We start from the raw sequence: 22,409 nt of genomic DNA on the forward strand, positions 1-22,409 counted from the left end.
GGCGCCGGTTCGCCCGGTCAGCCCAGGGGCGCCTGGCGGGTCACAGACGAGTTGGTCCGGGCGTTACGCAGGTCGAACATCGCAACCACTAGGCTGACCAGCACGATCAGGGTGGTGGTGGCGAACCCGGCACTGATCGCCGCGGTCCAGTCCCGCTCGGCCAGCACGGCGAAGGCCAGGCCGGTGATCACGGCCAGTCCGATCGCGGCACCGAGGCGTTGCCCGGTCTGCAGCACGCCGCCCGCGCTACCGGCGTACTCCAGCGGTACCTCAGTCAGGGTGAGGGTCTGGTTGGGGGCGATCACCATGCCCTGCGCGATGCCGATGAACGCCAACGTCAGCAACAGCCACCACATGCTCGCGGCACCGGTGGCCGCCAGTTGCACCACCGCGATACTCAGCACCAGCCCGAGCAGCGCGCAGCCCATCCCGGCGATCAGGATCGGGCGGCCGTGGGTACTGGTCCAGCGACCGGCGAGGTAGGAACTCACCGCAGACATCAGCGCCGCGGGTAGGCCGATCAGCCCCGCCTCCAGGGCGCTGCCACCCTGGCCACCCTGCACGTACATCGCCACCAGCACCCACACACTGGTCACGCCCATGAAGTACAGACCTGCGATGAGGGTGCCGCCCGTGAAACTGCGGATGCCGAACAGGGCAAGGTCCACCATCGGGGGGTGGCCGTGACGTTTGTGGCGTTGTTCCCACCAGGCCCACAGTGCCAGTAACCCCAGCCCTGCGGGCACCAGCAACCAGCCGCGCCAGCCCATGTTCCGCTCGACGAAGGGCAGCAGCAGCGCCAGCACCGCCAGGCCCAGCAGCACCGCACCCACCGGGTCCACGTCGCGGACCGTGGTGCGGCGGGTGGTGCGGGGAGGTCGCATCGGCCGCGGCAGCCAGCGCAGGGCCAGCGCGATCGCGCCCAACCCCACCGGAACGTTCACCAGGAAGGTCCAGCGCCACCCGTTCACCGACCCGGCCACCTCGACGATGAGCCCGCCCAGCACCGGCCCGATCGCCACCGAGATCCCGACCACCGCCCCCAGCGCGCCGTAGGCACGCCCACGCTCGGGCCCGCGGAAGTACTGCTGGATCATGCCCACGACCTGCGGGGTGAGCAGTCCCGAGCCCAGTCCCTGCACGAACCGGGCCGCGTTCAGGGTGGTCGGGTCCGGTGCGAGCCCGGCCGCCACCGAGGACAGGGTGAACAGCGCGGTGCCGATGATGAACAGAGGTCCGCGGCCGAGGATGTCACCGGCTCGCCCGGCCGCCACCAGCACCACCCCGAACGTCAGGGCGTAACCGGTCAGGACCCACTGCAGGTCGGAGTCGGTGGCGCCCAGTCCTTGTTGGATCGAGGGCAGCACCACGTTGATGATGCTGACCGCCACCAGAGACATGAAGACGGCACCCAGCGCCACAGCGAGGACGCGCCAGCGGGCGGGATCGGGGGCGTCGTCCTGCTGCGCCGGAGGCGGGCTGGTGGCCTCAGTGGTGAACTCATCGGGTCGATCCGGACCCTGGCTCATCGTGGACATGTAGCGGCTGATGGTACTCCCAACCGGTACGGTCCCGGTATGCACGCTGAGCCGGTCGAACTGGTCCGATGCGCCTGATCAGCGCCCTGCGGCCGGTGTGGGCGGGACTGCTGTTGGCCGCCTTCATCGCGGTGGGACTGATCGTGCTGAATTCCTTCATCCCCGAGCAACCGCTGCCGCTGCGGCCGAGGCATGCCCTGTTCGTGTCCGGGTTGATCGTCGTACTGCTGGTGCTGATCGGCACCGCCCCGCGCACGTCACCGGGCGCCCCGGCCGAGCTGCTCGCCCCGGTGCGGGGGCAGTGGGTGGCGATGAACGGCCCCGGCCAACACCTGCCCAGCCATGGCACGCGCACCCGTGGACAGTACTGCGCGGTTGATCTGTGCCGCCCGGCACGGGACTCCACTCCGGTACTGGTCCGCTGGGGCTTGCGCGGGGACAGACCCGAGGAATATCCCAGTTTCGGTGAGCCGGTCTACGCGATGGCTCCCGGCGCCGTCGTGCGCTCACTGGGTTCCAGGCGCGACCACCGCGCCCGCAGCACCTGGCCGGGCCTGGTGTACCTGGCCACGGTCGAGGCGATGGCCCGGGAGATCGGCGGCACCGGTGCGGTGCTGGGCAACCACGTCATCGTGGCCCACGACGACGGCACCTTCGCCGCGTACGCCCACCTGCGCCGGGGCAGCGCGATCGCGCTCGGGAGTTCGGTGGTGGCCGGTGACGTGATCGGCCGGGTGGGCAACACCGGCAACACGTCGATGCCGCACCTGCACGTGCAACTGATGGACCGGGCGAACGTCGAAGCAGCGGCCGGGCTGACGATGGTGTGGCCGCAGATCACCCGGACCGGCGACCTCGACCCGACCTTCGAGAAGTACGCACGAGAGCCCACGTCCGCGGCGCTGTCCCAGATGCCCCGCAACGGGGAGGTCTTCACCGCGCCCGAAACCCCACCGGCTGAGTAGGAGAAGGCAACGGGAAGGTCCGCGATCGCGGCGGCGTTGACCCAGGCGATGCCCCCAGAGCCTGCTCGCGCGACCGTCGTCGTCATCGGCGCCGGTCAGGCGGGCCTGTCCGCCGCCTACCACCTGAAGCGCAGGCGCTTCGGTAGCGCCCTACAGCGCGGGAACGACGGCGCCACCTACGTGGTCCTGGACGCCGCGGCCGCCCCGGGCGGGGCGTGGCAACACCGGTGGGAGTCACTGCGGATGAGCACGATCAACGCGATCTTCGACCTTCCGGGCATGCCCGTCCCGCCGGTGGATCCGGATGAGCCGAGCCGGGACGCGGTTCCGCGCTACTTCGCCGCCTATGAGTTCGAGCACGACTTCCCGCTGGTGCGACCGGTGCGGGTGACCGCGGTTCGGGACGCTCAGGATGGTTCCGCCGACGCCGACGCCGACGCCGACGCCGACGCCGACGCCGACGCCGACGCCGTCGGCATGGGCACGGGCGGCGGGGGCAGCGGGGACCTGATCGTGCAGTCCGACCGGGGGAGTTGGGTTACCCAGTGGGTCATCAACGCGACCGGCACGTGGGACAACCCCGTGTGGCCGGTCTACCCCGGCGCGGAGACCTTCCTGGGACGGCAGTTGCATACCCGTGACTATGTGGCGGCGGAGGAGTTCGCCGGGCAGCGGGTGGCGATCGTGGGTGGCGGGATCTCCGCGGTGCAGCAACTGGAGGAGATCTCCCGGCACGCCACCACGTTCTGGTACACCCGGCGTGAGCCGGTCTTCCACGAGGGGGCGTTCACCTCCGAGACCGGGCGGGAGGTGATCGCCAACGTCACCGCCGACGTGGAGGAGGGCCGCCCCACCGGCTCGGTGGTCAGTTACACCGGTCTTGGCTGGACCCCCTACACCCTGGCCGCGAAGGAGCGTGGTGCGTTGGTGCGCCGGGAGATGTTCACCGCGATCGAACCGGGCGGTGTGCGAGAGGCCGACGGGTCCCTCACCCAGTTGGATGTGATCCTGTGGGCCACCGGGTTCAAAGGGGCGCTGGCGCACCTGGACCCGTTGGAACTGCGGAATGAGCAGGGTGGCATCATGCTGCGCGAAACCCAGGTGGCCGATGAGCCGCGGGTGCACCTGATCGGGTTCGGGCCCTCCCAGTCCACCGTGGGCGCCAACCGCGCCGGGCGGGCGGCGGTCGCCGCGATCGTGCGGGCGCGGCGGGGGACCTGATCGGGGCCGGTCACATGGAGTTCACCGCCCCCGGATACCCGCCTACGCGGTCCGGGTCAGGACCGAACCGAGATGATGGGTCATCGGAACCCCTACCGCGGCCATCGCGAACTCCGTGGCCAACTCATCGCCGTCCAGGCGCAGCCGTCGGATGGTCGCATCGACGATCTTGGCGCTCGCGGCATTGACGACCCGGGAGTGTAGTTCGGTGGCGAACCCCCTCGGTTCGGTGACCAATGCACCCTCGGCCAACTCGGTCTGCCCGGTGGGCTGGGCCAGGACGAACTCCACGGCCTCGCCGCCGGCGACGCGGAAGAACCCGGTCTCGGTGTGCATCGGATCGCCGGCGGGTGACCACGTGCGTTGGAGATAGGTGAGGAAGGGCTTGCCCACGTCGGTGAAGGTGACCTCTTCGGTGTAGGTGAAGGAGGTGATGGTGGGGTACTCGCCTCGGCCGGGGCCGCGCCAGGTGCCGACCAGATCAGCGACGGGAGCAAGGGCGGGGTGCAGTGCCATGTTCCCGACACTACGCCGGGACCGGCGGACAGGAGCCGGCTCGGCCGCTTCGGGTGACCTGCGCCGTCGACCCGCGCGTGCACGCCGAGCACCCAGAATGCCGTACCGACCCCGCCGATTGCCCCACAATGGCGCCCATGGCCTACTTCGAACGCATCGACACCTCCACCTTCCGCGCCACCGAGCACGTCGGTGGGGCATGGGTCGAGGAGGAACAGCACATCGCGGCGGCACTGGGGCTGCTGGTGCACGCCGTGGAGCAGGACCGGGACGCCCGCCGCGACGACCACCTGGTGGTGGCCCGGATGTCCTACGACATCCTCGGCACCGTGCCGGTGGACGTGGTGGACATCGCCATGGAGGTGCTGCGGCCCGGGCGCACGATCGAACTGGTCGAGGCGGTCCTGTCCCACGCGGGCCGGGCGGTGGTACGCCTGCGTGCGTGGCTGATGCAGACCCGCGACACCACCGCACTGGCAGGCACCGCGCTGCCCCGGATCAAGCCCCCGGAGGAGATGGAGCCGGTCGATCCCACCCGCGACTGGCCCGGGGGCTTCATCAGGTCCATCGAGGTGCGCCGCGACCACCATGAGCCGGGCCACGGGGCGTTCTGGGCACGCACCGCGCACGCACTGGTCGCCGGCGAGGAGTCCAGCCGCACGGCGGCCTTCGCCGGGATGCTCGACGTCTCCAACGGCATGGCCATCCGTGCCGACCCCCGCGAGGTGCTGTTCCCCAACCTGGACCTGACCGCCCACTTCTTCGCCCAACCGCAAGGGGAGTGGGTCGGCTACGACACCACCGTGTCCTTCGGTGCCGCAGGGATCGGGCTGACGCACACGATCATCCACGACCGCACCGGTCCGATCGGTGCCCACTCCCAGGTGCTCACGGTCCGGCCGCGCTGAGGCGTTGCCGCGGGCGGGTCGTGTCTCCGGCCACGACCCGAAGGCGGCCGCGGATCGTCCGGAATGAGGGTTAGCGTGCAGATTCACCTGGCCCGACTCGGCGAAGGAGAACGCCCCATGAACAACGACCAGCCTCGCACCCCCGTGCTCGACCTGATCATCCTGGACTGTCCCGACGCCCTGGTGTTGGGCCGGTTCTACTCCGAGTTGCTGGGCTGGCCGATGGAGCAGGGCGCCGATCGCGACTGGGTCAACCTTGAGCCTCCCGGTGGTGGGGTCTCCCCGGACAACCCGCAGGGCCGGCCCACGCTGGCGTTCCAGCGGATCGATGACTGGGTCACGCCCACCTGGCCCGGTGGGGCCCACCCCCAGCAGATGCATCTGGACTTCACCGTGGGTGACATCGATGCCGCCGAGCCCGGTGTGCTGGCCCTGGGCGCGCGGGTGCATGAGCAGCAGCCCTCCTCCGACGGCGGGTTCCGGGTGTACCTGGACCCGGCCGGACACCCCTTCTGCCTGATCCGCTGACCACCAGCACAGCGGAGGTCAAGCGCACGCCCGGCCTCGGGCGTCCGGACGATCAGGATCCGGCAGGCATGGGCCCACACATCCGGCGCACGGCGCGCCCGCACATCGAGTTTGCGTGCGCGAGAATCAGTGGCATGCGCACCAACCTTCGCGGCCAGAGGGTACTGATCACCGGGGCCGGTAGCGGCATCGGCCGGCTGCTCGCTCTCGGCGTGGCGCGGCGCGGTGGGCGGGTCGTGATCTGGGACCTGGACACAAGCTCCGCCGCGGCGGTTCGCGATGAGATCCGGGCCGCGGGCGCACCTGCGGAATCGTTCGCCGTCGACGTCTCCGATGCCGCCGCGGTCGCGACCGCCGGCCGGGAGACCGGGCCGGTGGATGTGCTGATCAACAATGCCGGCGTCGTCACCGGCAAGCCGCTGCTGGCGGCGTCGGAGGAGGCGATCCGGCGCACCTTCGAGGTCAACACGCTCTCGCTGTACTGGGTGACCCGCGCCTTCCTGCCCGGCATGATCGAGCGCGGCCGGGGCAGCGTGGTGACGATCGCCAGTGCCGCCGCCCTGTTGGGCGTGGCCCGCCAGAGCGACTACTCGGCCAGCAAGGCTGCGGCCTTCACCTTCGCCGAGTCCCTGCGGGTGGAGTTGGCCAAGGACAAGACCGGGGTGACGTCGCTGGTGGTGTGTCCCTACTACATCGACACCGGAATGTTCGCCGGGGTCCGCACCAAGTTCCCCCGCGTCCTGCCGATTCTGGACCCGCAGCGAGCCAGTGACCGCATCCTGCGAGCGATCGAGCGGGGTCGTGCCGAACTGCTCATGCCGCAGAGGGTGATGGCTGTCCGGTTCGCCCGGCTGCTGCCGGTGACGGTGTTCGACCGGATCACCGCCTTCCTCGGCCTGCACGAGTCCATGGATGCCTTCACCGGCCGGGCCGGGGCTGCCGAGCGAAAAGAGCCGACGACGACGGACCCGGCCTGATCGGGCTGGTGCGGCGCACGTAGCGCGACCCCGCCATCGTGCTGCGTCAGCGCCGTGCGAATCCCTCCGAACACCCCCGCGCTACGGTGCCGTGTGGATGGAGCGAACGTGTTGCTGGTGATATCCGGCCTGCCCGGTGTGGGCAAGACGGCTGCCGCGGCTGCCGTGGCGAAGCGGACCGCAAGTGTGCACCTGTCCATCGACACCATCGAGGAGGCACTCCTCGAGAGCGGCCTGCCGCCCGGGTGGACTGTGGGCGTTGCAGCGTACGAGGCGGCTCGGGCGATGGCGCAGACCAACCTGATGGCGGGTTCGTCCGTGGTGGTCGATGCGGTCAACGATAGTGACGAGGCTCGCCGGACTTGGCGCCGCGCCGCGGGACGGTGTGAGGTGCCGCTGCGGTTCGTGCACCTGATCTGCTCCGACGTGTGCGAGCACCGCGTGCGTCTGCAGGGCCGTACCCGGGGGTTTCAGCGCATTGGTGAGCCTTCCTGGGCGGATGTAATCGCTCGTGCCGCCGACTTCGTTCCCTGGTCGGCCTCGGACGAGGTCTCTGAGGTGGACACCGCTGGAGTGACGCTTGCGACCGTCGTGGAGGCGGTCCTCGCCGCCAGGGATGGGTCCTAGTGCTGGATCAAGCCGCCCACGGGTACGGTGGCGACGTGCCCGGTGATCGGGCGGGTCTGCGCCAGCGTCAGGCCGACGTCGACCAACGAGGATCGGCGCAATCGGGCAACTCTGGGCACCGGGACCCAGGAGGGGTCCTCGGTGTCACCGTTCGGCTCAGCGCGCAGCCGGCCACTGAGGAGACGGACCTGGTAGAAGACGCCCACGTTCTGGTGAGTGGTTCCGGCACGAGCGACCGCTGCGGGTATCACCCGGGAGTCCACACCCAGCAGGCTCTCGACCGTTGCGTCGCAGCCAGTCTCCTCGGAGACTTCCCTGGTCACCGCATCGAATGGATCCTCGGCGTGCTGCACCCCACCGCCGGGCAGGGTCCAGACCGGCTCGTCATCGGCAGGCACGTGATGGACGAGGAGAAGGTGATCGTTTTCGATGCACACGGCGTAGGCGGCTAGTCGGAAACTCACCGGCGCACTGTATCGCGCAGGAAGGGAGCGTCTACTGGCTCGCCCGAATACCTCGCTGGCGGGCCGTGCGAGCGTGTCGGAAATTCGGGTGAGTTCCACCGTCGCCCCCTCCTACCATGGCCGCTCATGGACACCTGGATTGAGCATCGGCGGACAGACGGTGAACTGATCGGCTGGCTGCGCATGCGCGACGAGCACTTCGTGGCCGTCGACATGCTCGGCCGCGAGATCACCGAACCACTGGACTACCTGGACGCCGAGGAAGCGCTGGAGGAGCGCGGGCTGTCCTTCCTTGCCGAACCGTGGCTGCTGGAGCACCCGGACGGTACCTCCGAGCGAGTGCGGATCACCGAGGTCCACCCGGAGCGCATCACGGTTCGGCAGGACGACTACGGTGTGGCGGCAGTGGCGGGGGCGAACGTGCGTGACTACGTGCTGCCCTTCCCCGCTCCCGCGAGGTTGCGGCCGCTTCACGGTGAGAGTGGCGCAACGACGACGAAGGGCGGGCCGGCGTGACATCGACACAGTCGCAGGATCGAGCACAGGCTGAGATCGGCAGGGTGCGCAGCCGGGTACTGGTCCTGGAGCGGCGTATCGATGACCTGGAGTCGCTGCTGCTGCGGGGCCTGGTGCTGGCCACGGTCGTGTTGCTCGGGGTGGGAAGCCTGTTGACCGCGGCCACCGGCCCCGACGTCGGGGCGTGGAGCGTGCTCACCGCACCGATCGGGGTCTATGACACCTTGGCCAACTCGGACAACGTGCCGGCCACGCTCGTGCTGCTCCTGGCGGCGGTGGCGCTACTGCTGGTGGTCCTCGTCGCGCTGGGCGCCTGCGGCGTCATCTGGCGGCGTCATTGCGGCGCCGGGGCGGCGCGTTTCGTCCGGGTGGTCGGATGGCTCCTGCCGGCCGCGATCGCCGTGGTGCTGATCCTGACACTGATCGCCGGTGCCGAAACCGCCGAGAACGCCGAGGCCGGCCCCGCGGTGCGGTGGTTGGTTCCTGGGTCGGTGCTCTTCGCTCTCATGGTGCACTCCGACGGCCTTCGCCGGTTGTGGGTCGCGGACTCGTGAGGTGCGCTGTTGCACCGCAGCCCGGTCGCGGTGATGATCGAGTGGTCCGGCACCGGCCGGCTCACCCGAACTCGGAAGGTTCTCGATGACACAGCGCAAGCGCGTGGTGATCATTGGCGGTCACGGCAAGATCGCCCTGCTCACCGCCCCGAAGTTGACCGACGCGGGGTATGAGGTGCACTCCGTGATCCGTAACCCCGACCACCACGACGAGGTCGCCGCGACCGGCGCGCACCCGGTGCTGCTGGACATCGAGAATGCCGATGTCGGTGCCCTTGCCCAGGTCTTCGACGGCGCCGACGCCGTGGTGTTCTCCGCCGGTGCCGGTGGTGGCAACCCGGCCCGTACCCACGCGGTGGACTATGAGGCCGCGGTGCTCTCGATGCAGGCTGCGGAGCGAGCCGGGGTGCGCCGGTACGTGATGGTCTCCTACGTCACCGCTGCGGTGGACATCCACCGGATCGATCCGGAGAGTTCCTTCTACCCCTACGCCAAGGCCAAGCACGATGCCGATGCCCACCTGCGCACAACGGAGTTGGACTACACGATCCTGGGTCCGGCCGGGCTGACCATCGAGCCGGCAACAGGCAAGATCCTGTTGGCCGACGACGAAGGGCAGGTTCCCGATGGGGACCTCGCCGAGGATCAGCGGGTCACCTCGCGGGAGAATGTGGCCGAGGTGATCGTGCACGTCCTGGAGTCCGCAACCGGGATCCGGCGCACCCTGAACTTCTACGACGGATCCACCCCGATCGCCGACGCGCTCGCCTGACCCAGGGCATGGGTCGGGTGGTCACACTCGCCGCAGTCGCACCCGTTCCCACCAGGTCACGCACCGCCACAGCCACTCCACGGGACCGTAGGTGAAGCGGAGGAACATCACCGTGGGAGCCAGGTAATTCGACAGTGCCGTCCGGGTCTACGGATGCGAAGGTCCTACGTCGCCGGAAGCGGGAACGCAAACCTGACGGCGTACGCCGTGAGCACCTTGCCGAACCCTTTCCCGCTGCCCGTGCCCCTCGACCCGCGGTCGAAAGGCGAAGCGGTTACCTGAACTGCGCCATGAGTTACACGAGTTCGGGTAGCGTCGAAGGTAGAAATTGCATCCGATGGCGAAGTGCGAGGAATGGCATGGCTGCGGAGTGGCGCGAAGCGCGACTGATTCCGACATCGGGTATTCGAGGGGCGGTGGATCAAGAAGTTCGTGCGACCTCGGCGTTACTCTCGGTCTTGACCGTAGTGCCGCAGTTTGCGCATTCGATGCTGAAGCCGTGCGGTGCGCCGCTCGGACCCAAACGGGCAAACGTCAAGGCTTACACAGAAGTAGCCTTTGAGGACAAGAAGAATAAACGGACGCCCCGCCCCGATGGGTTGATCCGTGTGGAGCGAGGCTCGAGCAGTTGGACGGCCCTTGTGGAGGTTAAGACGCAGACCAACGGCCTCGACAAAGATCAGGTCGAGAGTTATATGGACGTCGCTCGAGAGAATGAATTCGATGCGGTGATCACGATCTCTAACGAGATCCCGCCGATCCTTGGAACGCATCCACTCGACCTCGACAAACGCAAATTGCGTTCGATGCCTGTCTATCACTTCTCCTGGGTCCGCTTGATCTCGCTAGCAGTGGCGTCCAAGGAAGTCCACGGCATTGAGGATGAGGAGCAGGCTTGGATTCTCAGCGAACTCATCCGGTATTTGGAACATGAGAACTCCGGCGCCCTAGAGTTCGAAGATATGGGAGGCAGTTGGACCGCTGTCACCGACGCCGTGCGCACCGGCATCGTTCGACGAGGGGACCCTGACGTCGCTGACGTCGCAGCGAAGTTCGACGGCCTGGTCCGGTACATGGCCCTCAAACTGGGGCAGAAGTTGCGCGTCGATGTCGAGCCGATGCTGTCGCAGCGGGAGCGGACGAATCCTGACTTGAGGACTGAGTCCCTGGCCCGAGAGCTGGCGGAAGACCATACGATGTCAGCGAAGATTCGAATACCGGGTACGGCAGCAGATCTAGCCTTTCGATGTGATATGAGGGCACGGAGGATTCATGTTCACGCCAAGGTGCCTGCGTCCGGACACACGAGAAATGAGACTCGCGTCAATTGGCTCCTCCGGCCCCTGGCGGAGATATCTGGCGACGTGATAGTCGAAGCGCATGCTGCTCGTAGGCAGCATGCGGCTACGATTGAGGAGTACCGAGAAGATCCGAAGGGCACGCTGCCCGAGGCATTCCCCGAGATCAAGAGTTTCACCGTTTCGCGCGTCTACGACTTGGGCATGAGTCGACGCACCACTGCCAAGATGTCGTTCATCAATTCTGTCATCGCTGCAGTTGACGACTTCTACATCAATCTCCTACAGCCTCAGAAGGTGTGGACCCGGCCGGCACCGAGGTATAAGCCGATCTCACACGCGGGCCAGGAGGAGGAAACATATTCCTCCGAGGAGATCTCGGGGGCCGCTTCAAATGAGGGCGACGAGGTGGAAGTAGAAGTCTGACGGCTCGCCATCAACGGCACTGGAGCACGAGTGGCACCTGGATCACCGGCATACCCGCCTGCGTCCGTCCCAGCATCCGCTTGGTCGGACTCGCATGATCCGTCAAGACGTGAGCAGGTCGTAGAGTTCGCCGAGATCTCAGCGGCACCCGCCTGTTAGCGTCGTCGCCCGTGACTGAGATGACACTGCTGCCCACCACCGCCCGCCGTCTGGACCTGCGCGCCGCCACCCTGCAGACCAAGGGACGCATTCCGTCCTTGGTCACCGGGCTGGTGCGAGACTCCCACCTGGTCTGGTCCGCCGCCCGGGGAACGTTTCCCGAGCACGCCGACCCAGGTGAGTTGCAGTACCGGATCGGGTCGATCACCAAGACTTTCGTCGCCGTCGTCGTACTGCAGTTGCGCGACGCCGGCGCGCTTCGGTTGACCGACACCGTCGACCAGTACGTGCCCGGCACCCCGTTCGGCGATCGCACCCTCACCGAACTGCTCACCCACACCGGCGGGCTGGCCGCGGAACTTCCCGGCTCGTGGTGGGAACGGTCACCGGGGGTGGACCGGCAGGGCCTGCACGAGGCGCTGGCGCAGGGCACCGTGCTGGGCCGGCAGGGACGCCATGTGCACTACTCCAACATCGCCTTCGCGGTGCTGGGGGAGGTGATCGCTGCGGTCACCGGCCGCTCCTGGGATGAGGTGCTCACCGCGCAGGTGCTCGGGCCGTTGCGGATGGACAGCACGACGACGTCGGCTCGCTCTCCCTTCGCCACCGGGTACGCGGTGCATCCCTATGCCGACGTGCTGCTGCCGGAGACGATCCAGGACACCGGGGCGATGGCCCCCGCGGGGCAGTTGTGGTCCACCGTGGGTGACCTCAGCCGCTGGGCGGCCTTCCTGGCCGGGGACACTGCTGACGTGCTCCACACCGACACCCTCGATGAGATGTGTGAGCCGACCGCACTGGCGTCGGGCTCACAGTGGGCCAGCGCCCGCGGGCTTGGGTTGCAGGTGACCCGTAGAGCGGGGCGGCTCCTGGTCGGCCACGGTGGCTCGATGCCCGGTTTCCAAGCCGGCGTGCAGGTGGACCGGGAGGCCGGGCTCGGTGTGGTGACGCTGATGAACTGCACCACGCCCGGCGATGTGGAAGGGCTGGACGACCCCTTCGACATCGTCGAGGACAGTGAGCCCCGCCTGCCCCAGGAGTGGGTGGCTCGCGCCGATGTGCCCGCGGATGTGCTGGCGCTGACCGGGTCCTGGTTCTGGGGGACCTCCGAGGGGACGGTGCGGGTGCTTGACGAGGGCTGGATCGAACTGCAGCGCGTCTCGGGGATGACCAGCACCAGCAGGTTCCGGCCCACCGGCACCGACTCCTGGGTGGGCCTGGACGGTTACCACCGCGGGGAGGCCCTGCGCGTGCGACGCGCAGCCGACGGCGAACCCCAGACTCTCGACGTCGGCACCTTTGTCTTCACCCGCCGGCCCTACGAGCCCAGCGAGTTCATCCCCGGCGGGCTGGACGGCGGCGGCTGGACCGTCACCTAGCGTTGCCCAGGCGTCGTGACCGGTGATCGGTACAGTCGTGGCGATGTCGAGTGACCATGACGCAAACAGGATCTCCCGCCGCAAATGGTTGGGCTCCGTGGGGGCGGTCGGCGTGGCCGGCGCGGGCGCGCTCGGAGCAGCGGCACTGATGCGCTCGCGATCCGAGCCTCCCGGCTTGGACGACCCCGCCCCCGAGCCCGCGCCCCGGGGGGTGTACATGCAGGCATGGGAAGGCATCGACGGTTTCGACCAGGGCAGCCACGACGGCACCGCGGTCGATCCCGACGGGCGCCTGGTCCTGACCTCGCCCACCGGCACGGTGGAGTACACCGACCCCCACACCGAGGTGGCCCGCACCTACGACACCGCCACCTGGACCTCCCCGGAGGTCCAACTGCCGTTCGCTGGCACCGAGGTGATCCCCTCTTGGAACGCGCGAACGCCGTCGGGCACATGGGTGGAGGTAGCCGTCCAGGGGATCACCGACTCCGGTGAGCACACCGACTGGTACGTGCTGGCCCGCTGGTCCCGGGGTGATGACGACCCCGATATCCAGCGCGGTACCGTCGAGGGGCAGCGCGACACGCGCGCCGGCGTCGAGGTGGACGTGCTGGCGATGCGGCACAACCACACCTTGACCGGGCTGCGCGTGCGGGCCACGCTGCACCGGATCGCCGGCGCCACGCAGACCCCTGAGGTCGCCCTGCTCACCGCGATGGTCTCGGCGATTCCCGATGAGCGGGCGGTACCGGTCAGTGAGCCGGGGGAGGCCGCCGGCATCGTGCTGGACGTGCCCACCTACTCACAGCACCTGCACAAGGGTCACTACCCGGAGTGGAACGGGGGAGGGCAGGCCTGGTGCTCACCGACCTGTACTGCGATGGTGCTGGACCATTTCGGCCTGGGCCCCGATGCCGAGGAGACCGGATGGGTGGATATCGAGGCGGAACAGCGCCCCCAGGTTGACCACGTCACGCGGTATGTCTTCGACTACACCTACGGGGGCGCCGGGAACTGGGCGTTCAACGCGGCCTACGCCGGAGAGCGGGGCGCCCGGGCCTACATCACCCGGCTGCGGTCACTGCGCGAGGCCGAGGAGTTCATCAGCGCCGGCATCCCCCTGATCTGCTCGATGTCGTTCACCGAAGCCGACCTCGACGGCGCCGGATACGGGACGAACGGGCACCTGCTGACGATCGTAGGGTTCGACGCCGACGGAGACGTCGTGGTCAACGACCCGGCCTCCCAGGACGAGGCCGACGACGGCAAGGTGCGCGTCACCTACCCCCGCGACCAGTTCGAGAGCCTCTGGCTGACCACGTCGGGCGGCCTCGTCTACGTCATCGCGCCCCCGGGCCACGCCCTGCCCGAGCCCGTGGACGCGGCGGAACCGAACTGGGTCTGAGCCGGCTGGCACTCACGGCATCCTTTGGCCCACACTGCAGGCCGCGGCTACGCGCCTCATCCCACGGTGACCTGGGACCGGCCTGGCTCCAGTTCCAGGTGGGCCGAGACCACGTCGCCATCGTCGATCTGCTCAGCCCGTCGTACCGCCACCCTCACCGGTAGTGCGTACAGGCCTTCCTTGGGGAACATAGAGGTCTGCCAGGTGGTGGCACCGATGCGCGCTCGGACGGGGATCGCCCCCCAGCCGTAACTGACGTCAGCGGCCACGGCGTGGATGTCGGCACTGATCGGCTCGGGTACGGTGATGAAGTAGAACGGGGCGGGGCCGCGCCAGTACCAGATCTCGCCCTCGAAATCCCAGGTCATCACTGCTCCTCGACCGCTCAGACTAGGCTCGCTGCGGCACGCCCGCGATGGGCATCGGGTGTCAGATGCGCACGACCATCGCGCGCACGCGGTTACCGCCGTCCTCCCACTCGCTCACGCGTCTCCAGTTCGATTCACGGAGGCGCTGGTCGATGAGCTCCTCCCAGGTGGCCGGGCTCAGCCGCCCGGGCAGCGACAGTACCTCCACCTCGACGCGAGTGGAGGGGATGGTCACCGAGATCTGGCCGGGGGGTTCGTGATGCTCACCCCCAGGCGACTCTGAGTCCGCGGCGATGATGCGCTGGGCATGCTCGGCCGCGACCGACAAGATCTCGCCTTCGGTGGCTACCGATTCATAGCCCCCCGTGCCCTCGATCTCATTGCCCGCGCCGTCGCGCTCGACCGTGTAGGTGAAGGTGGCCTCGAAGACGGCGTCAACGTCGACGTCATCGGTGTGCTCGGCCAGCGCCGGAACCAGTGACTGCTCGATCGCTTCGGCCCTGGTCCGGTACCGCTTCGGGTGAGACACGCTCCTGCCTCCGTACGCAGGTGGACCGGTGGTGGCGGGTGAGCCCGGCCGGGCACCCGCCACCACCGCATGGTTCAGCCCGCTTGCTCGATCCTGGACTGCTTACTCGAGTGGGCAACCTCGATCTTGCGAGGCTTGGCTTCCTCGGCCACCGGGATCGTCAGCGACAGCACCCCATCGGCGTATGAGGCGTCGATCCGGTCCACCGACACCCCGCTACCGAGCATCAGTTGGCGCGCGAATGTGCCGGTGGGCCGCTCCCGCGCGAGCCACTGGGTCTGTTGGTCCTCCGCCTGTCCGCGCTCAGCACGGATTGTCAGCGTCTGGTCCTCGACGTCGACATCGATCGAGGACGGATCGACCCCGGGAAGGTCCATGTTCAGAACGAACTTGTCCCCATCGCGATACAGGTCGATCGGCATCGCATTGCTGCGTCCGGAGGACATCACTTGTCCCAGCGCATTGCTGAATACACGGTCCATCTCGCGGAACGGGTCGATTCGCGTTGCCATCACCATCACCTCCGAGTGGATACCCGGGCCCGGACCTTCCAGGCCCGATGAAGACGACCGTTGTCACGGCCGATTTTAGCACTCTCATGCCGAGAGTGCTAACGGCTGGTGCTCACGAATTGGGGTGACACGGGTGCGACCATGGGGTGATGACGACATTCGACGAACTGCTCGCCGAGGGTGCGGCGGTACCCACCGAGGGCTGGGACTTCAGTTGGTTCGCCGGCCGGGCCAGCGAGGAGCGCCCGCCCTGGGGCTACGCCGGACTGGTCGCGCAGCGATCGGGCTCCGCGCGGGCGATGCTCGACGTCCAGACGGGTGGGGCCGAGGTGCTCGCGCAGATACCGCACGTCCCACCACTGCTGCGCGCCACCGAGTCCTGGCCCCCGAACCTCGACCTGGCCCGCCCACGACTGACGGCGCTCGGGGGCCAGGTGGTGCAGGTGGAGGACACCGAACCGTTGCCGTTCGACGACGGCACCTTCGACCTGGTGGTCTCCCGCCACCCCACCGTGGTGCTCTGGGAGGAGATCGCCCGGGTGCTTCGCCCAGGCGGAACCTACCTGTCCCAACAGGTGGGGAAGGCCAGTGTGCACGAGCTGTCGGAGGCGATGCTGGGGGACTTCGAACCCTCCGACGGACGCAGTCCGGAGCGAGCGGTGGCCGCCGCCGAAGGGGCCGGGCTCCGGGTGCGGGACCTGCAGACCGCCCGCCTACGGATGACCTTCAACGACATTGCCGCCGTGGTGCACTTCCTGCGCAAGGTGATCTGGATCGTGCCGGGGTTCACCGTGGAGGCCTACCGTCCGCAGTTGGAACTCCTGCATGAGCGCATCCAGGCCGAGGGCCCGTTCGTGGCGCACAGCACCCGGTTCCTGATCGAAGCGGGCCGGTAGCCGTGACGTTGGTGCCCAGTGGAGACGCAGTGCCCTCGTCCCTGGTGGCGCGGGCCGAGTGGCGGTAGCGTGGGGACCATGAGCATCGCCACCGCCACCCGCGTGGAGCGGGCCGAACTGTTGGACTTCATCCGCCCCCGGCACCGGGTCACGCTGATCACCCACAAGGCCAGCGGAGGGCTGCAGGTCTCGCCGGTGAGCGCGGGCGTCGACGAGGCCGGCAGGGTCGTGATCGCCACCTACCCCGAACGAGCCAAGACCACCAACGCACGGCGCAACCCGCAGGTTTCGATGCTGGTGCACTCCGATGAGTGGAACGGGCCCTACGTACAGGTGGACGGGACGGCCGAGGTGCTCGACGTACCCGAGGCCGTCGAGCCACTGGTGGAGTACTTCCGGAGCATTTCGGGGGAACACCCGGACTGGGCCGAGTACCGCGAGGCCATGGTGCGCCAGGGCAAGTCCCTGCTCCGCATTGAGATCACCGGCTGGGGTCCGATCGCCACCGGTGGCTTCCCACCCGGGCGGGAGCCGGCCGGCGGGTAGGCACTCCTCCGGTACCCACCTACGCAACTCCGATAGTGCATGAGCGCAGCCGGCTGGCGCGGTTGCGGTACGTGACTAGCACGTTCCCCACCGGTGAGCGAGTCCATTTCCCCGGGCCCCGGACCGGAACGTCCGGTGGCCCCTGGAACGCGTAAGTACGCAGATCAGGCACAAAGTCACGGTGGCATCACGCCCAGCCGGGGGAGTGACGGCTAGGTCTCACTTCGGTAACGATGCGGACACGAATGAGGTGACCGCGAACAATCCCAGCCCTTGCCGTGTGTACGCTTCCCCTGTCCATGGCGGATGCAAAGTGCTCGTCGGACCCACGAGGTCCAGCCGGAAGCGGTCCGGGGCGAGTCGCTCCTTGCCATTCATAGGAGGAACATTGAAGACCAGGCGCTTTACGGCGGGAGCTGCGATAACCGCAGCGGCCGCCCTCGTGCTGGCCGCATGCAACGGCGGTACCGGTGACGACCCAGACACAGAGCCCGATGACAGTGACGACAACGGTGGCGTGAGCGAGGCTGCTAGCGCGATCACCATTGGCTGGAACCAGACGTTCTACGAGTACAACAGCAACTCGCGGACCGGTAACGCCGCCGCGAACAACAACATCCTGTACCTGATGAACGACGGTTTCCGCTACTTCGACGGCGACCTGGCGTTGCAGCGGAATGAGTCTTTCGGCTCCTTTGACATGGTCGAGGAGACCGAGGACTCCATGACCATGGAATTCACCCTCTCCGATGAGGCGTACTGGTACGGCGGCGAGGAGCCGGTGGAGATCGACGCCGCTGACCTGATGTTGTACTGGGCGGCCCACTCCGGTCAGTTGAACACCGAGACCGACGCCGACGCGGTCCGGGAGGAAGTCCAGGGAGAACTGCTCGAGGAGTTCGGCGAGGAGAACGACGACGGCGAGCTCGAGGTTCCGGCCGAGTCGATGGAGGAGTACCTCGCGGCCGTCGAGACCGAGGTCTCCGAGCGACTGGCTGACGACAACGAGGTCTACTTCAACTTCCCCCTGACCACGTCCGTCGGGCTGATCGAGGAGACCCCGGAGATCATCGCCGACGGTAAGGGCGTGACCTTCGACTACAACCAGCCCTACGTGGACTGGGAGTACAGCTTCGGTGTGGGCGTCCCCGCGCACGTCGTCGGGATGCGGGCGCTGGACATCGACGACCCGCAGGAAGCCAAGGACCGGGTGATCGCTGCGATCCAGGATGAGATCACCGAGGACCTGGCGCCGATTGCGGCGTTCTACAACACCGGCTTCCAGTTCGGCGACACCCTGCCGGACGACGAGTTGCTGTACCTGTCCTCGGGTGCGTACCTGATGACGGACTTCCAGCGGAACCAGTACGTGACCCTGACGGCCAACCCGGACTACACCGGGGAGTTCCCGGCCGCGATCGAGGAGATCACCGTCACCATCTCCGGTGACCCGATGACCCACATCCAGGCGCTGCAGAACCAGGAAGTGCACCTGGTCCAGCCGCAGGCCACCCCGGACACGCTGGCTGCCCTGGAGAACCTCGGCGATCAGGTCGGGATTTTCAGCGGTGACGGTCCCACGTACGAGCACATCGACGTCATCTTCGACAACGGTGGCCCGTTCGACCCCGAGACCTACGGTGGCGATGAGGACGTTGCACGCGACATCCGCAATGCCTTCTTCAACCTGGTTCCGCGCCAGGAGATCGTGGAGACCCAGGTCCAGCCGATCAACCCCGAGGCCGAGGTGCGTCACTCCTACACCCAGGTCCCCGGTTCGCCGAACTACGACCAGATGGTTGAGACCAACCAGATGGAGCAGACCTGGCCGGTGGAGACCGACCTGGACACCGCGGTCGAACTGATCGAGGGCACCGGTGTGGAAACGCCTATCCCGGTCCGGTTCATGTACGACCCGTCCAACTCACGCCGCGCGAACATCTACGAGCTCGTCCGCGAGTCCGTGGAGCGTGAGGGTCTGTTCGAGCTGGTCGACGCCGGTGACGTCAACTGGGGATCGCTCCTGGCTGACACCACCATCTACGACGCCTCCCTCTTCGGGTGGCAGTCCACCTCCACCGCGGTTGGTGCCGCTGGTCAGAACCACGTCACCGGTGGGGTGAACAACTTCGGTGGATTCTCCAACGAGCGCGTGGACGAGATCTTCGCCGAACTGAGTTCCGAGACCGATGCTCAGGCACAGGCGGATCTGCTCGCCGAGGCCGAGCAGATCCTGGTGGAGGAAGCGTTCGGCACGGTGATCTTCCAGCACGAGCTCATCGCGGGCTACGACGCACGGCTGCAGAACATCGAGCCGATCGCCTTGGCACCGACCATCTTCTGGAACTACTGGGAGTGGGAGCTCACTGAGTGAGTCGAGGGTTCCTTCTGAACTCTGACTCCTAGGTAGACACCGCAAGTACGTGGGGGCATCGGGCGCCCTACCGGCCCCGATGCCCCCACACTTGTGCGTACCCAAACCGACCCATGGCTGGTTCGGCTGGGGTACCGTCATCGCCTAGAATCCACCGCAACTCACCCCGGCCACTGCCGACTGCGAGGTCCAGTTTTGCTGCAGTTCATAGTCAGACGAGTGCTGATGGGATTGCTCATCCTGCTCCTGTCGTCCTTTCTGAGCTACATCATGATCGACCTCGCCGTCGATCCGCTCGAGGACCTGTACACCAGCACCGACCCTGACGCCCCGGCACAGATAGAACAGCGCATCGAGATGCTGAACCTCGATGCCACGGTGTTCGAGCGATACGCGACGTGGTTCGGCGCGTTCGTCACCGGTGACCCGGGTGTGTCCTGGGAGACCGGGCAGCCGGTCGCCGACGAGTTGCGCGGTGCTGTGATCGGCACCCTCCATCTCGTGACCGCCGCGACCTTCCTGTCCATCATCCTGGGCGTGAGCGTCGGGATCGTCTCGGCGCTGCGTCAGTACACCAGCTTCGACTACATCGTCGTCTTCTTCTCCTTCGTGCTGTACTCCCTCCCGGTGTTCTGGGTGGCGGTACTGCTCAAGCAATGGGGCGCGATCGGCTTCAACGACTTCCTGTCCGACCCGCACCTGTCCCCGACCACGATCGGCATCGTCGCCGTCATCGGGGGTGCGTTGATCTCGATGGCCATGGCCGGATCGCGGATCACCCGTCTGATCAGTTTCGTCGGCGGCGCCGCAGCCGTTGCGGGGATGCTGTTCTACCTGCAAGGCAGCGGCTGGTGGAACGACCCACACATCGGTCCCGCGCTGCTCATCCTGAACGGGCTGGGTGTGGCCTTCGCTATCACCCTGCTATCGACAGGTCTGGAGAACCGACGGGCGCTGTTCACCTCGCTGAGCGTCGTCGCGTTGACGCTCGCGCTTTACCTCCCGGTGCAGTGGCTGTTCGATGTCACCGATGCCGCCGAGATCACCGGCGCCCCACTGATCGCCGGTCTCGGGTTGGTCTGTGTGGCCGTGGGTGCGCTGGTCGGGCGGTTCTGGGGCGGACCGGACTGGAAGCAGTCGGCACGTACCGGCGGCATCGTCGCCGCCATCATGGGCGCCATGGTCTTCCTGGACCGGATCATGCAGGCCTGGCCCTCCTACAACGCCAACCCCCGGATCTCCGGACGCCCGATCCGGACCTTCCAGGAACGCACACCGGGATTCCAGGGGGACTTCTGGGAGTCCACCCTGAACCTGTACGGCCACCTCATCCTGCCGACTCTGGCCCTGATGCTCATCTCCTTCGCCTCCTACACGCGTTACTCGCGGGGGTCGATGCTGGAGGTGCTGAACCAGGACTACATGCGCACCGCCCGCGCGAAGGGGCTGGCCGAGCGCACCGTGATCATGCGGCACGGCTTCCGCAACACGCTGATCCCCCTGGCCACCCTGGTCCCGGTGGACGTGATCGGTCTGCTCGGCGGCGCGCTGATCACCGAGAGGATTTTCGCCAGACCCGGGATGGGCACGATGTTCCTGGCGAACCTTGAGGCCAACGTCATCGAACCGGTGATGGCCTACCTGGTGATCGTGGCCGCGCTGGCGATCCTCGCCAACATGGTGGCCGACCTGATGTACGCAGCCCTTGACCCACGAATCCGGGTGAACGCCTGATGACTCGCAACGACGTTGACAACCCCGACGTACCGGAGGACGCCTCCGGTGCCGGTGAGGGCGCGATCGAGCTGCGCGAGGCCATCGGCAAGTCCCAGGGGCAGATCGTCCGGGAACGCTTCTTCCGCCACCGCGGCGCGATGGCCGCGTTGATCATCCTGGTCGGGATCGTGATCCTCGGATTCTCCTCGGTCGGATTCTGGTTCGTGCCCGGCTGGTGGGAGTGGGCCCCGGGGCAGCGCCCGGATCCGGACGTGCACGGCTACCGCATCTTCCACGAGGGCGGCCGGCCCACCATCACCATGCCCTGGAGCGAGGAGGGTTTTGGTATCGGCCCGCACCCGTTCGGTCAGGACGACATCGGCCGCGATATGTTCGCCCAGGTGATGCGAGGGATCCAGACCTCCACGATCGTCATGGTGATCATCGGCATTGCCGCCACCTTCGCCGGTGTGGTGATCGGTTCCGTCGCCGGCTTCTTCCGTGGCGCAGCGGACCAGGTCCTGATGCGGATGACCGACCTGGTGATCACGCTGCCGACGATCGCCCTCGGTGCCGTGCTCGGCCGGATCGTCGGCGCGGCCGACCCGGTGCCGCTGGCACTGGCGCTGGGTGCGGTGACCTGGACGGGCCTGTCCCGACTGGTGCGTGCCGAGTTCCTCTCGCTGCGGGAACGGGAGTTCGTCGACGCGGCCCGCGTCGCCGGTGCCTCGAACGTGCGGATCATCTTCAAGCACATGCTGCCCAACGCCATGGGTGTGATCATCGTGGCCGTGACGCTGCTGATGTCCTCGGCGATCCTGCTGGAGACCTCGCTGAGTTATCTGGGCTTCGGTATCACGCTGCCGAACGTCTCCCTCGGGCTGCTCATCAGTGAGTACGAGACGGCCTTCGCCACCCGGCCCTGGCTGTTCTGGTGGCCGGGCCTGTTCATTGTCGCACTGGCCCTGTGTGTCAACTTCATCGGTGACGGGCTCCGGGACGCGTTCGACCCGCGCCAGCGACGCATCCCCTCGGCCCGCAAGCTTGCTGCCGCCGAGCGGAAGCTGGAGCGCCGTGAGACCAAGGACACCAACGTGGCGGCGACGTCATGATGGTTCCCGCCCGGCCACGCAGCGGGCTCGAGCAGGTGGAACATGGCGTGCTCGCCGTCGTCGGCCCGGGACTGACGCGGATCGTGCCCCGCGGTAACCCGGC

Annotated in this window: 24 protein-coding genes; 17 read left to right on the forward strand and 7 right to left on the reverse strand. The window is 67.6% G+C overall.

Annotated features, from left to right (window positions below; all coding sequences use genetic code 11):
- Positions 1–17 precede the first annotated feature (17 nt).
- Positions 18–1,538, reverse strand: coding sequence for an MFS transporter (locus ACO0LV_RS11950; protein ID WP_424788125.1), 1,521 nt, complete (start codon positions 1,536–1,538; stop codon positions 18–20).
- A 68-nt stretch (positions 1,539–1,606) separates the two neighbouring features.
- On the opposite strand from ACO0LV_RS11950, the gene ACO0LV_RS11955 reads away from it, so the two are divergent.
- Positions 1,607–2,503: a M23 family metallopeptidase gene (locus tag ACO0LV_RS11955; RefSeq protein WP_424788126.1), complete on the forward strand. Its 897-nt coding sequence runs from the start codon at positions 1,607–1,609 to the stop codon at positions 2,501–2,503.
- A 48-nt stretch (positions 2,504–2,551) separates the two neighbouring features.
- A complete protein-coding gene (locus ACO0LV_RS11960) occupies positions 2,552–3,724 on the forward strand; it encodes an NAD(P)-binding domain-containing protein (protein WP_424788127.1) in 1,173 nt (390 codons plus the stop codon).
- Positions 3,725–3,766: 42 nt separating this feature from the next.
- On the opposite strand, the gene ACO0LV_RS11965 is transcribed toward ACO0LV_RS11960, so the two are convergent.
- Entirely contained in the window at positions 3,767–4,240 is a 474-nt protein-coding gene (locus ACO0LV_RS11965) for an FABP family protein (RefSeq protein WP_424788128.1), read from the reverse strand.
- A gap of 137 nt (positions 4,241–4,377) precedes the next feature.
- Between ACO0LV_RS11965 and ACO0LV_RS11970 the strand changes: the two genes are divergently transcribed.
- The 4 genes from ACO0LV_RS11970 (at position 4,378) to ACO0LV_RS11985 (ending at position 7,280) form a co-directional block, all read left to right on the forward strand.
- Complete coding sequence (locus tag ACO0LV_RS11970; RefSeq protein WP_424788129.1) at positions 4,378–5,148, forward strand: thioesterase family protein; 771 nt, start codon at positions 4,378–4,380, stop codon at positions 5,146–5,148.
- 117 nt (positions 5,149–5,265) lie between these two features.
- On the forward strand, positions 5,266–5,676 hold the full coding sequence (locus tag ACO0LV_RS11975; protein WP_424788130.1) for a VOC family protein: 411 nt from the start codon (positions 5,266–5,268) through the stop codon (positions 5,674–5,676).
- A 134-nt stretch (positions 5,677–5,810) separates the two neighbouring features.
- On the forward strand, positions 5,811–6,653 hold the full coding sequence (locus ACO0LV_RS11980; RefSeq protein ID WP_424788131.1) for an SDR family oxidoreductase: 843 nt from the start codon (positions 5,811–5,813) through the stop codon (positions 6,651–6,653).
- Positions 6,654–6,761: 108 nt separating this feature from the next.
- Positions 6,762–7,280: an AAA family ATPase gene (locus tag ACO0LV_RS11985; protein ID WP_424788132.1), complete on the forward strand. Its 519-nt coding sequence runs from the start codon at positions 6,762–6,764 to the stop codon at positions 7,278–7,280.
- Here ACO0LV_RS11985 and ACO0LV_RS11990 read toward each other — a convergent pair.
- A complete protein-coding gene (locus tag ACO0LV_RS11990) occupies positions 7,277–7,744 on the reverse strand; it encodes an NUDIX hydrolase (RefSeq protein ID WP_424788133.1) in 468 nt (155 codons plus the stop codon). The genes ACO0LV_RS11985 and ACO0LV_RS11990 overlap by 4 nt on opposite strands.
- A gap of 126 nt (positions 7,745–7,870) precedes the next feature.
- Here ACO0LV_RS11990 and ACO0LV_RS11995 point away from each other — a divergent pair, with 126 nt between their 5' ends.
- From ACO0LV_RS11995 to ACO0LV_RS12005, 3 genes are all read left to right on the forward strand, one after another.
- Positions 7,871–8,260: a hypothetical protein gene (locus ACO0LV_RS11995; protein WP_424788134.1), complete on the forward strand. Its 390-nt coding sequence runs from the start codon at positions 7,871–7,873 to the stop codon at positions 8,258–8,260.
- A complete protein-coding gene (locus ACO0LV_RS12000; protein ID WP_424788135.1) occupies positions 8,257–8,814 on the forward strand; it encodes a hypothetical protein in 558 nt (185 codons plus the stop codon). Before ACO0LV_RS11995 ends, ACO0LV_RS12000 begins: the two co-directional genes overlap by 4 nt.
- An 85-nt stretch (positions 8,815–8,899) precedes the next feature.
- Entirely contained in the window at positions 8,900–9,586 is a 687-nt protein-coding gene (locus ACO0LV_RS12005; RefSeq protein ID WP_424788136.1) for an SDR family oxidoreductase, read from the forward strand.
- A gap of 21 nt (positions 9,587–9,607) precedes the next feature.
- Here the strand turns inward: ACO0LV_RS12005 and ACO0LV_RS12010 are convergent, their stop codons facing one another.
- Positions 9,608–9,694 carry a DUF418 domain-containing protein gene (locus ACO0LV_RS12010; protein WP_424788216.1) on the reverse strand — a complete coding sequence of 29 codons (87 nt, stop codon included), beginning with the start codon at positions 9,692–9,694 and terminating at the stop codon, positions 9,608–9,610.
- A 251-nt stretch (positions 9,695–9,945) separates the two neighbouring features.
- On the opposite strand from ACO0LV_RS12010, the gene ACO0LV_RS12015 reads away from it, so the two are divergent.
- From ACO0LV_RS12015 to ACO0LV_RS12025, 3 genes are all read left to right on the forward strand, one after another.
- Complete coding sequence (locus ACO0LV_RS12015) at positions 9,946–11,310, forward strand: hypothetical protein (protein ID WP_424788137.1); 1,365 nt, start codon at positions 9,946–9,948, stop codon at positions 11,308–11,310.
- A gap of 179 nt (positions 11,311–11,489) precedes the next feature.
- Positions 11,490–12,848, forward strand: coding sequence for a serine hydrolase domain-containing protein (locus ACO0LV_RS12020; protein WP_424788217.1), 1,359 nt, complete (start codon positions 11,490–11,492; stop codon positions 12,846–12,848).
- A gap of 43 nt (positions 12,849–12,891) precedes the next feature.
- Positions 12,892–14,253: a C39 family peptidase gene (locus tag ACO0LV_RS12025; protein WP_424788138.1), complete on the forward strand. Its 1,362-nt coding sequence runs from the start codon at positions 12,892–12,894 to the stop codon at positions 14,251–14,253.
- Positions 14,254–14,309: 56 nt separating this feature from the next.
- Here ACO0LV_RS12025 and ACO0LV_RS12030 read toward each other — a convergent pair whose 3' ends face one another.
- The 3 genes from ACO0LV_RS12030 to ACO0LV_RS12040 form a co-directional block, all read right to left on the reverse strand.
- On the reverse strand, positions 14,310–14,621 hold the full coding sequence (locus tag ACO0LV_RS12030) for a DUF1905 domain-containing protein (RefSeq protein WP_424788139.1): 312 nt from the start codon (positions 14,619–14,621) through the stop codon (positions 14,310–14,312).
- Between the two features lie 61 nt (positions 14,622–14,682).
- Positions 14,683–15,150: a hypothetical protein gene (locus ACO0LV_RS12035; protein ID WP_424788140.1), complete on the reverse strand. Its 468-nt coding sequence runs from the start codon at positions 15,148–15,150 to the stop codon at positions 14,683–14,685.
- Positions 15,151–15,224: 74 nt separating this feature from the next.
- Complete coding sequence (locus tag ACO0LV_RS12040) at positions 15,225–15,662, reverse strand: Hsp20/alpha crystallin family protein (protein WP_424788141.1); 438 nt, start codon at positions 15,660–15,662, stop codon at positions 15,225–15,227.
- A gap of 149 nt (positions 15,663–15,811) precedes the next feature.
- Between ACO0LV_RS12040 and ACO0LV_RS12045 the strand changes: the two genes are divergently transcribed.
- From ACO0LV_RS12045 to ACO0LV_RS12065, 5 genes are all read left to right on the forward strand, one after another.
- On the forward strand, positions 15,812–16,558 hold the full coding sequence (locus ACO0LV_RS12045) for a class I SAM-dependent methyltransferase (RefSeq protein ID WP_424788142.1): 747 nt from the start codon (positions 15,812–15,814) through the stop codon (positions 16,556–16,558).
- Between the two features lie 78 nt (positions 16,559–16,636).
- Entirely contained in the window at positions 16,637–17,104 is a 468-nt protein-coding gene (locus tag ACO0LV_RS12050) for a PPOX class F420-dependent oxidoreductase (RefSeq protein WP_424788143.1), read from the forward strand.
- 517 nt (positions 17,105–17,621) lie between these two features.
- A complete protein-coding gene (locus ACO0LV_RS12055) occupies positions 17,622–19,478 on the forward strand; it encodes an ABC transporter substrate-binding protein (protein ID WP_424788144.1) in 1,857 nt (618 codons plus the stop codon).
- Positions 19,479–19,703: 225 nt separating this feature from the next.
- Positions 19,704–21,212, forward strand: a complete 1,509-nt coding sequence (locus ACO0LV_RS12060; protein ID WP_424788145.1) for an ABC transporter permease — start codon at positions 19,704–19,706, stop codon at positions 21,210–21,212.
- Entirely contained in the window at positions 21,212–22,306 is a 1,095-nt protein-coding gene (locus ACO0LV_RS12065; RefSeq protein ID WP_424788146.1) for an ABC transporter permease, read from the forward strand. The genes ACO0LV_RS12060 and ACO0LV_RS12065 overlap by 1 nt, the downstream gene beginning before the upstream one ends.
- Positions 22,307–22,409: the final 103 nt, after the last annotated feature.

The organism is Pseudactinotalea sp. Z1739 (assembly GCF_049725055.1).
In the GTDB taxonomy this organism is placed as follows: Bacteria; Actinomycetota; Actinomycetes; order Actinomycetales; family Beutenbergiaceae; genus CALKWS01.

Excerpts from the sequence above, each read along its gene's own strand:
- ACO0LV_RS11950 (WP_424788125.1), bottom strand. The coding sequence starts at position 1,538 with ATGTCCACGATGAGCCAGGGTCCGGATCGACCCGATGAGTTCACCACT.
- ACO0LV_RS11955 (WP_424788126.1), top strand. The coding sequence starts at position 1,607 with ATGCGCCTGATCAGCGCCCTGCGGCCGGTGTGGGCGGGACTGCTGTTG.
- ACO0LV_RS11960 (WP_424788127.1), top strand. The coding sequence starts at position 2,552 with ATGCCCCCAGAGCCTGCTCGCGCGACCGTCGTCGTCATCGGCGCCGGT.
- ACO0LV_RS11965 (WP_424788128.1), bottom strand. The coding sequence starts at position 4,240 with ATGGCACTGCACCCCGCCCTTGCTCCCGTCGCTGATCTGGTCGGCACC.
- ACO0LV_RS11970 (WP_424788129.1), top strand. The coding sequence starts at position 4,378 with ATGGCCTACTTCGAACGCATCGACACCTCCACCTTCCGCGCCACCGAG.
- ACO0LV_RS11975 (WP_424788130.1), top strand. The coding sequence starts at position 5,266 with ATGAACAACGACCAGCCTCGCACCCCCGTGCTCGACCTGATCATCCTG.
- ACO0LV_RS11980 (WP_424788131.1), top strand. The coding sequence starts at position 5,811 with ATGCGCACCAACCTTCGCGGCCAGAGGGTACTGATCACCGGGGCCGGT.
- ACO0LV_RS11995 (WP_424788134.1), top strand. The coding sequence starts at position 7,871 with ATGGACACCTGGATTGAGCATCGGCGGACAGACGGTGAACTGATCGGC.
- ACO0LV_RS12005 (WP_424788136.1), top strand. The coding sequence starts at position 8,900 with ATGACACAGCGCAAGCGCGTGGTGATCATTGGCGGTCACGGCAAGATC.
- ACO0LV_RS12010 (WP_424788216.1), bottom strand. The coding sequence starts at position 9,694 with ATGTTCCTCCGCTTCACCTACGGTCCCGTGGAGTGGCTGTGGCGGTGC.
- ACO0LV_RS12015 (WP_424788137.1), top strand. The coding sequence starts at position 9,946 with ATGGCTGCGGAGTGGCGCGAAGCGCGACTGATTCCGACATCGGGTATT.
- ACO0LV_RS12020 (WP_424788217.1), top strand. The coding sequence starts at position 11,490 with ATGACACTGCTGCCCACCACCGCCCGCCGTCTGGACCTGCGCGCCGCC.
- ACO0LV_RS12025 (WP_424788138.1), top strand. The coding sequence starts at position 12,892 with ATGTCGAGTGACCATGACGCAAACAGGATCTCCCGCCGCAAATGGTTG.
- ACO0LV_RS12030 (WP_424788139.1), bottom strand. The coding sequence starts at position 14,621 with ATGACCTGGGATTTCGAGGGCGAGATCTGGTACTGGCGCGGCCCCGCC.
- ACO0LV_RS12040 (WP_424788141.1), bottom strand. The coding sequence starts at position 15,662 with ATGGCAACGCGAATCGACCCGTTCCGCGAGATGGACCGTGTATTCAGC.
- ACO0LV_RS12045 (WP_424788142.1), top strand. The coding sequence starts at position 15,812 with ATGACGACATTCGACGAACTGCTCGCCGAGGGTGCGGCGGTACCCACC.
- ACO0LV_RS12050 (WP_424788143.1), top strand. The coding sequence starts at position 16,637 with ATGAGCATCGCCACCGCCACCCGCGTGGAGCGGGCCGAACTGTTGGAC.
- ACO0LV_RS12060 (WP_424788145.1), top strand. The coding sequence starts at position 19,704 with ATGGGATTGCTCATCCTGCTCCTGTCGTCCTTTCTGAGCTACATCATG.
- ACO0LV_RS12065 (WP_424788146.1), top strand. The coding sequence starts at position 21,212 with ATGACTCGCAACGACGTTGACAACCCCGACGTACCGGAGGACGCCTCC.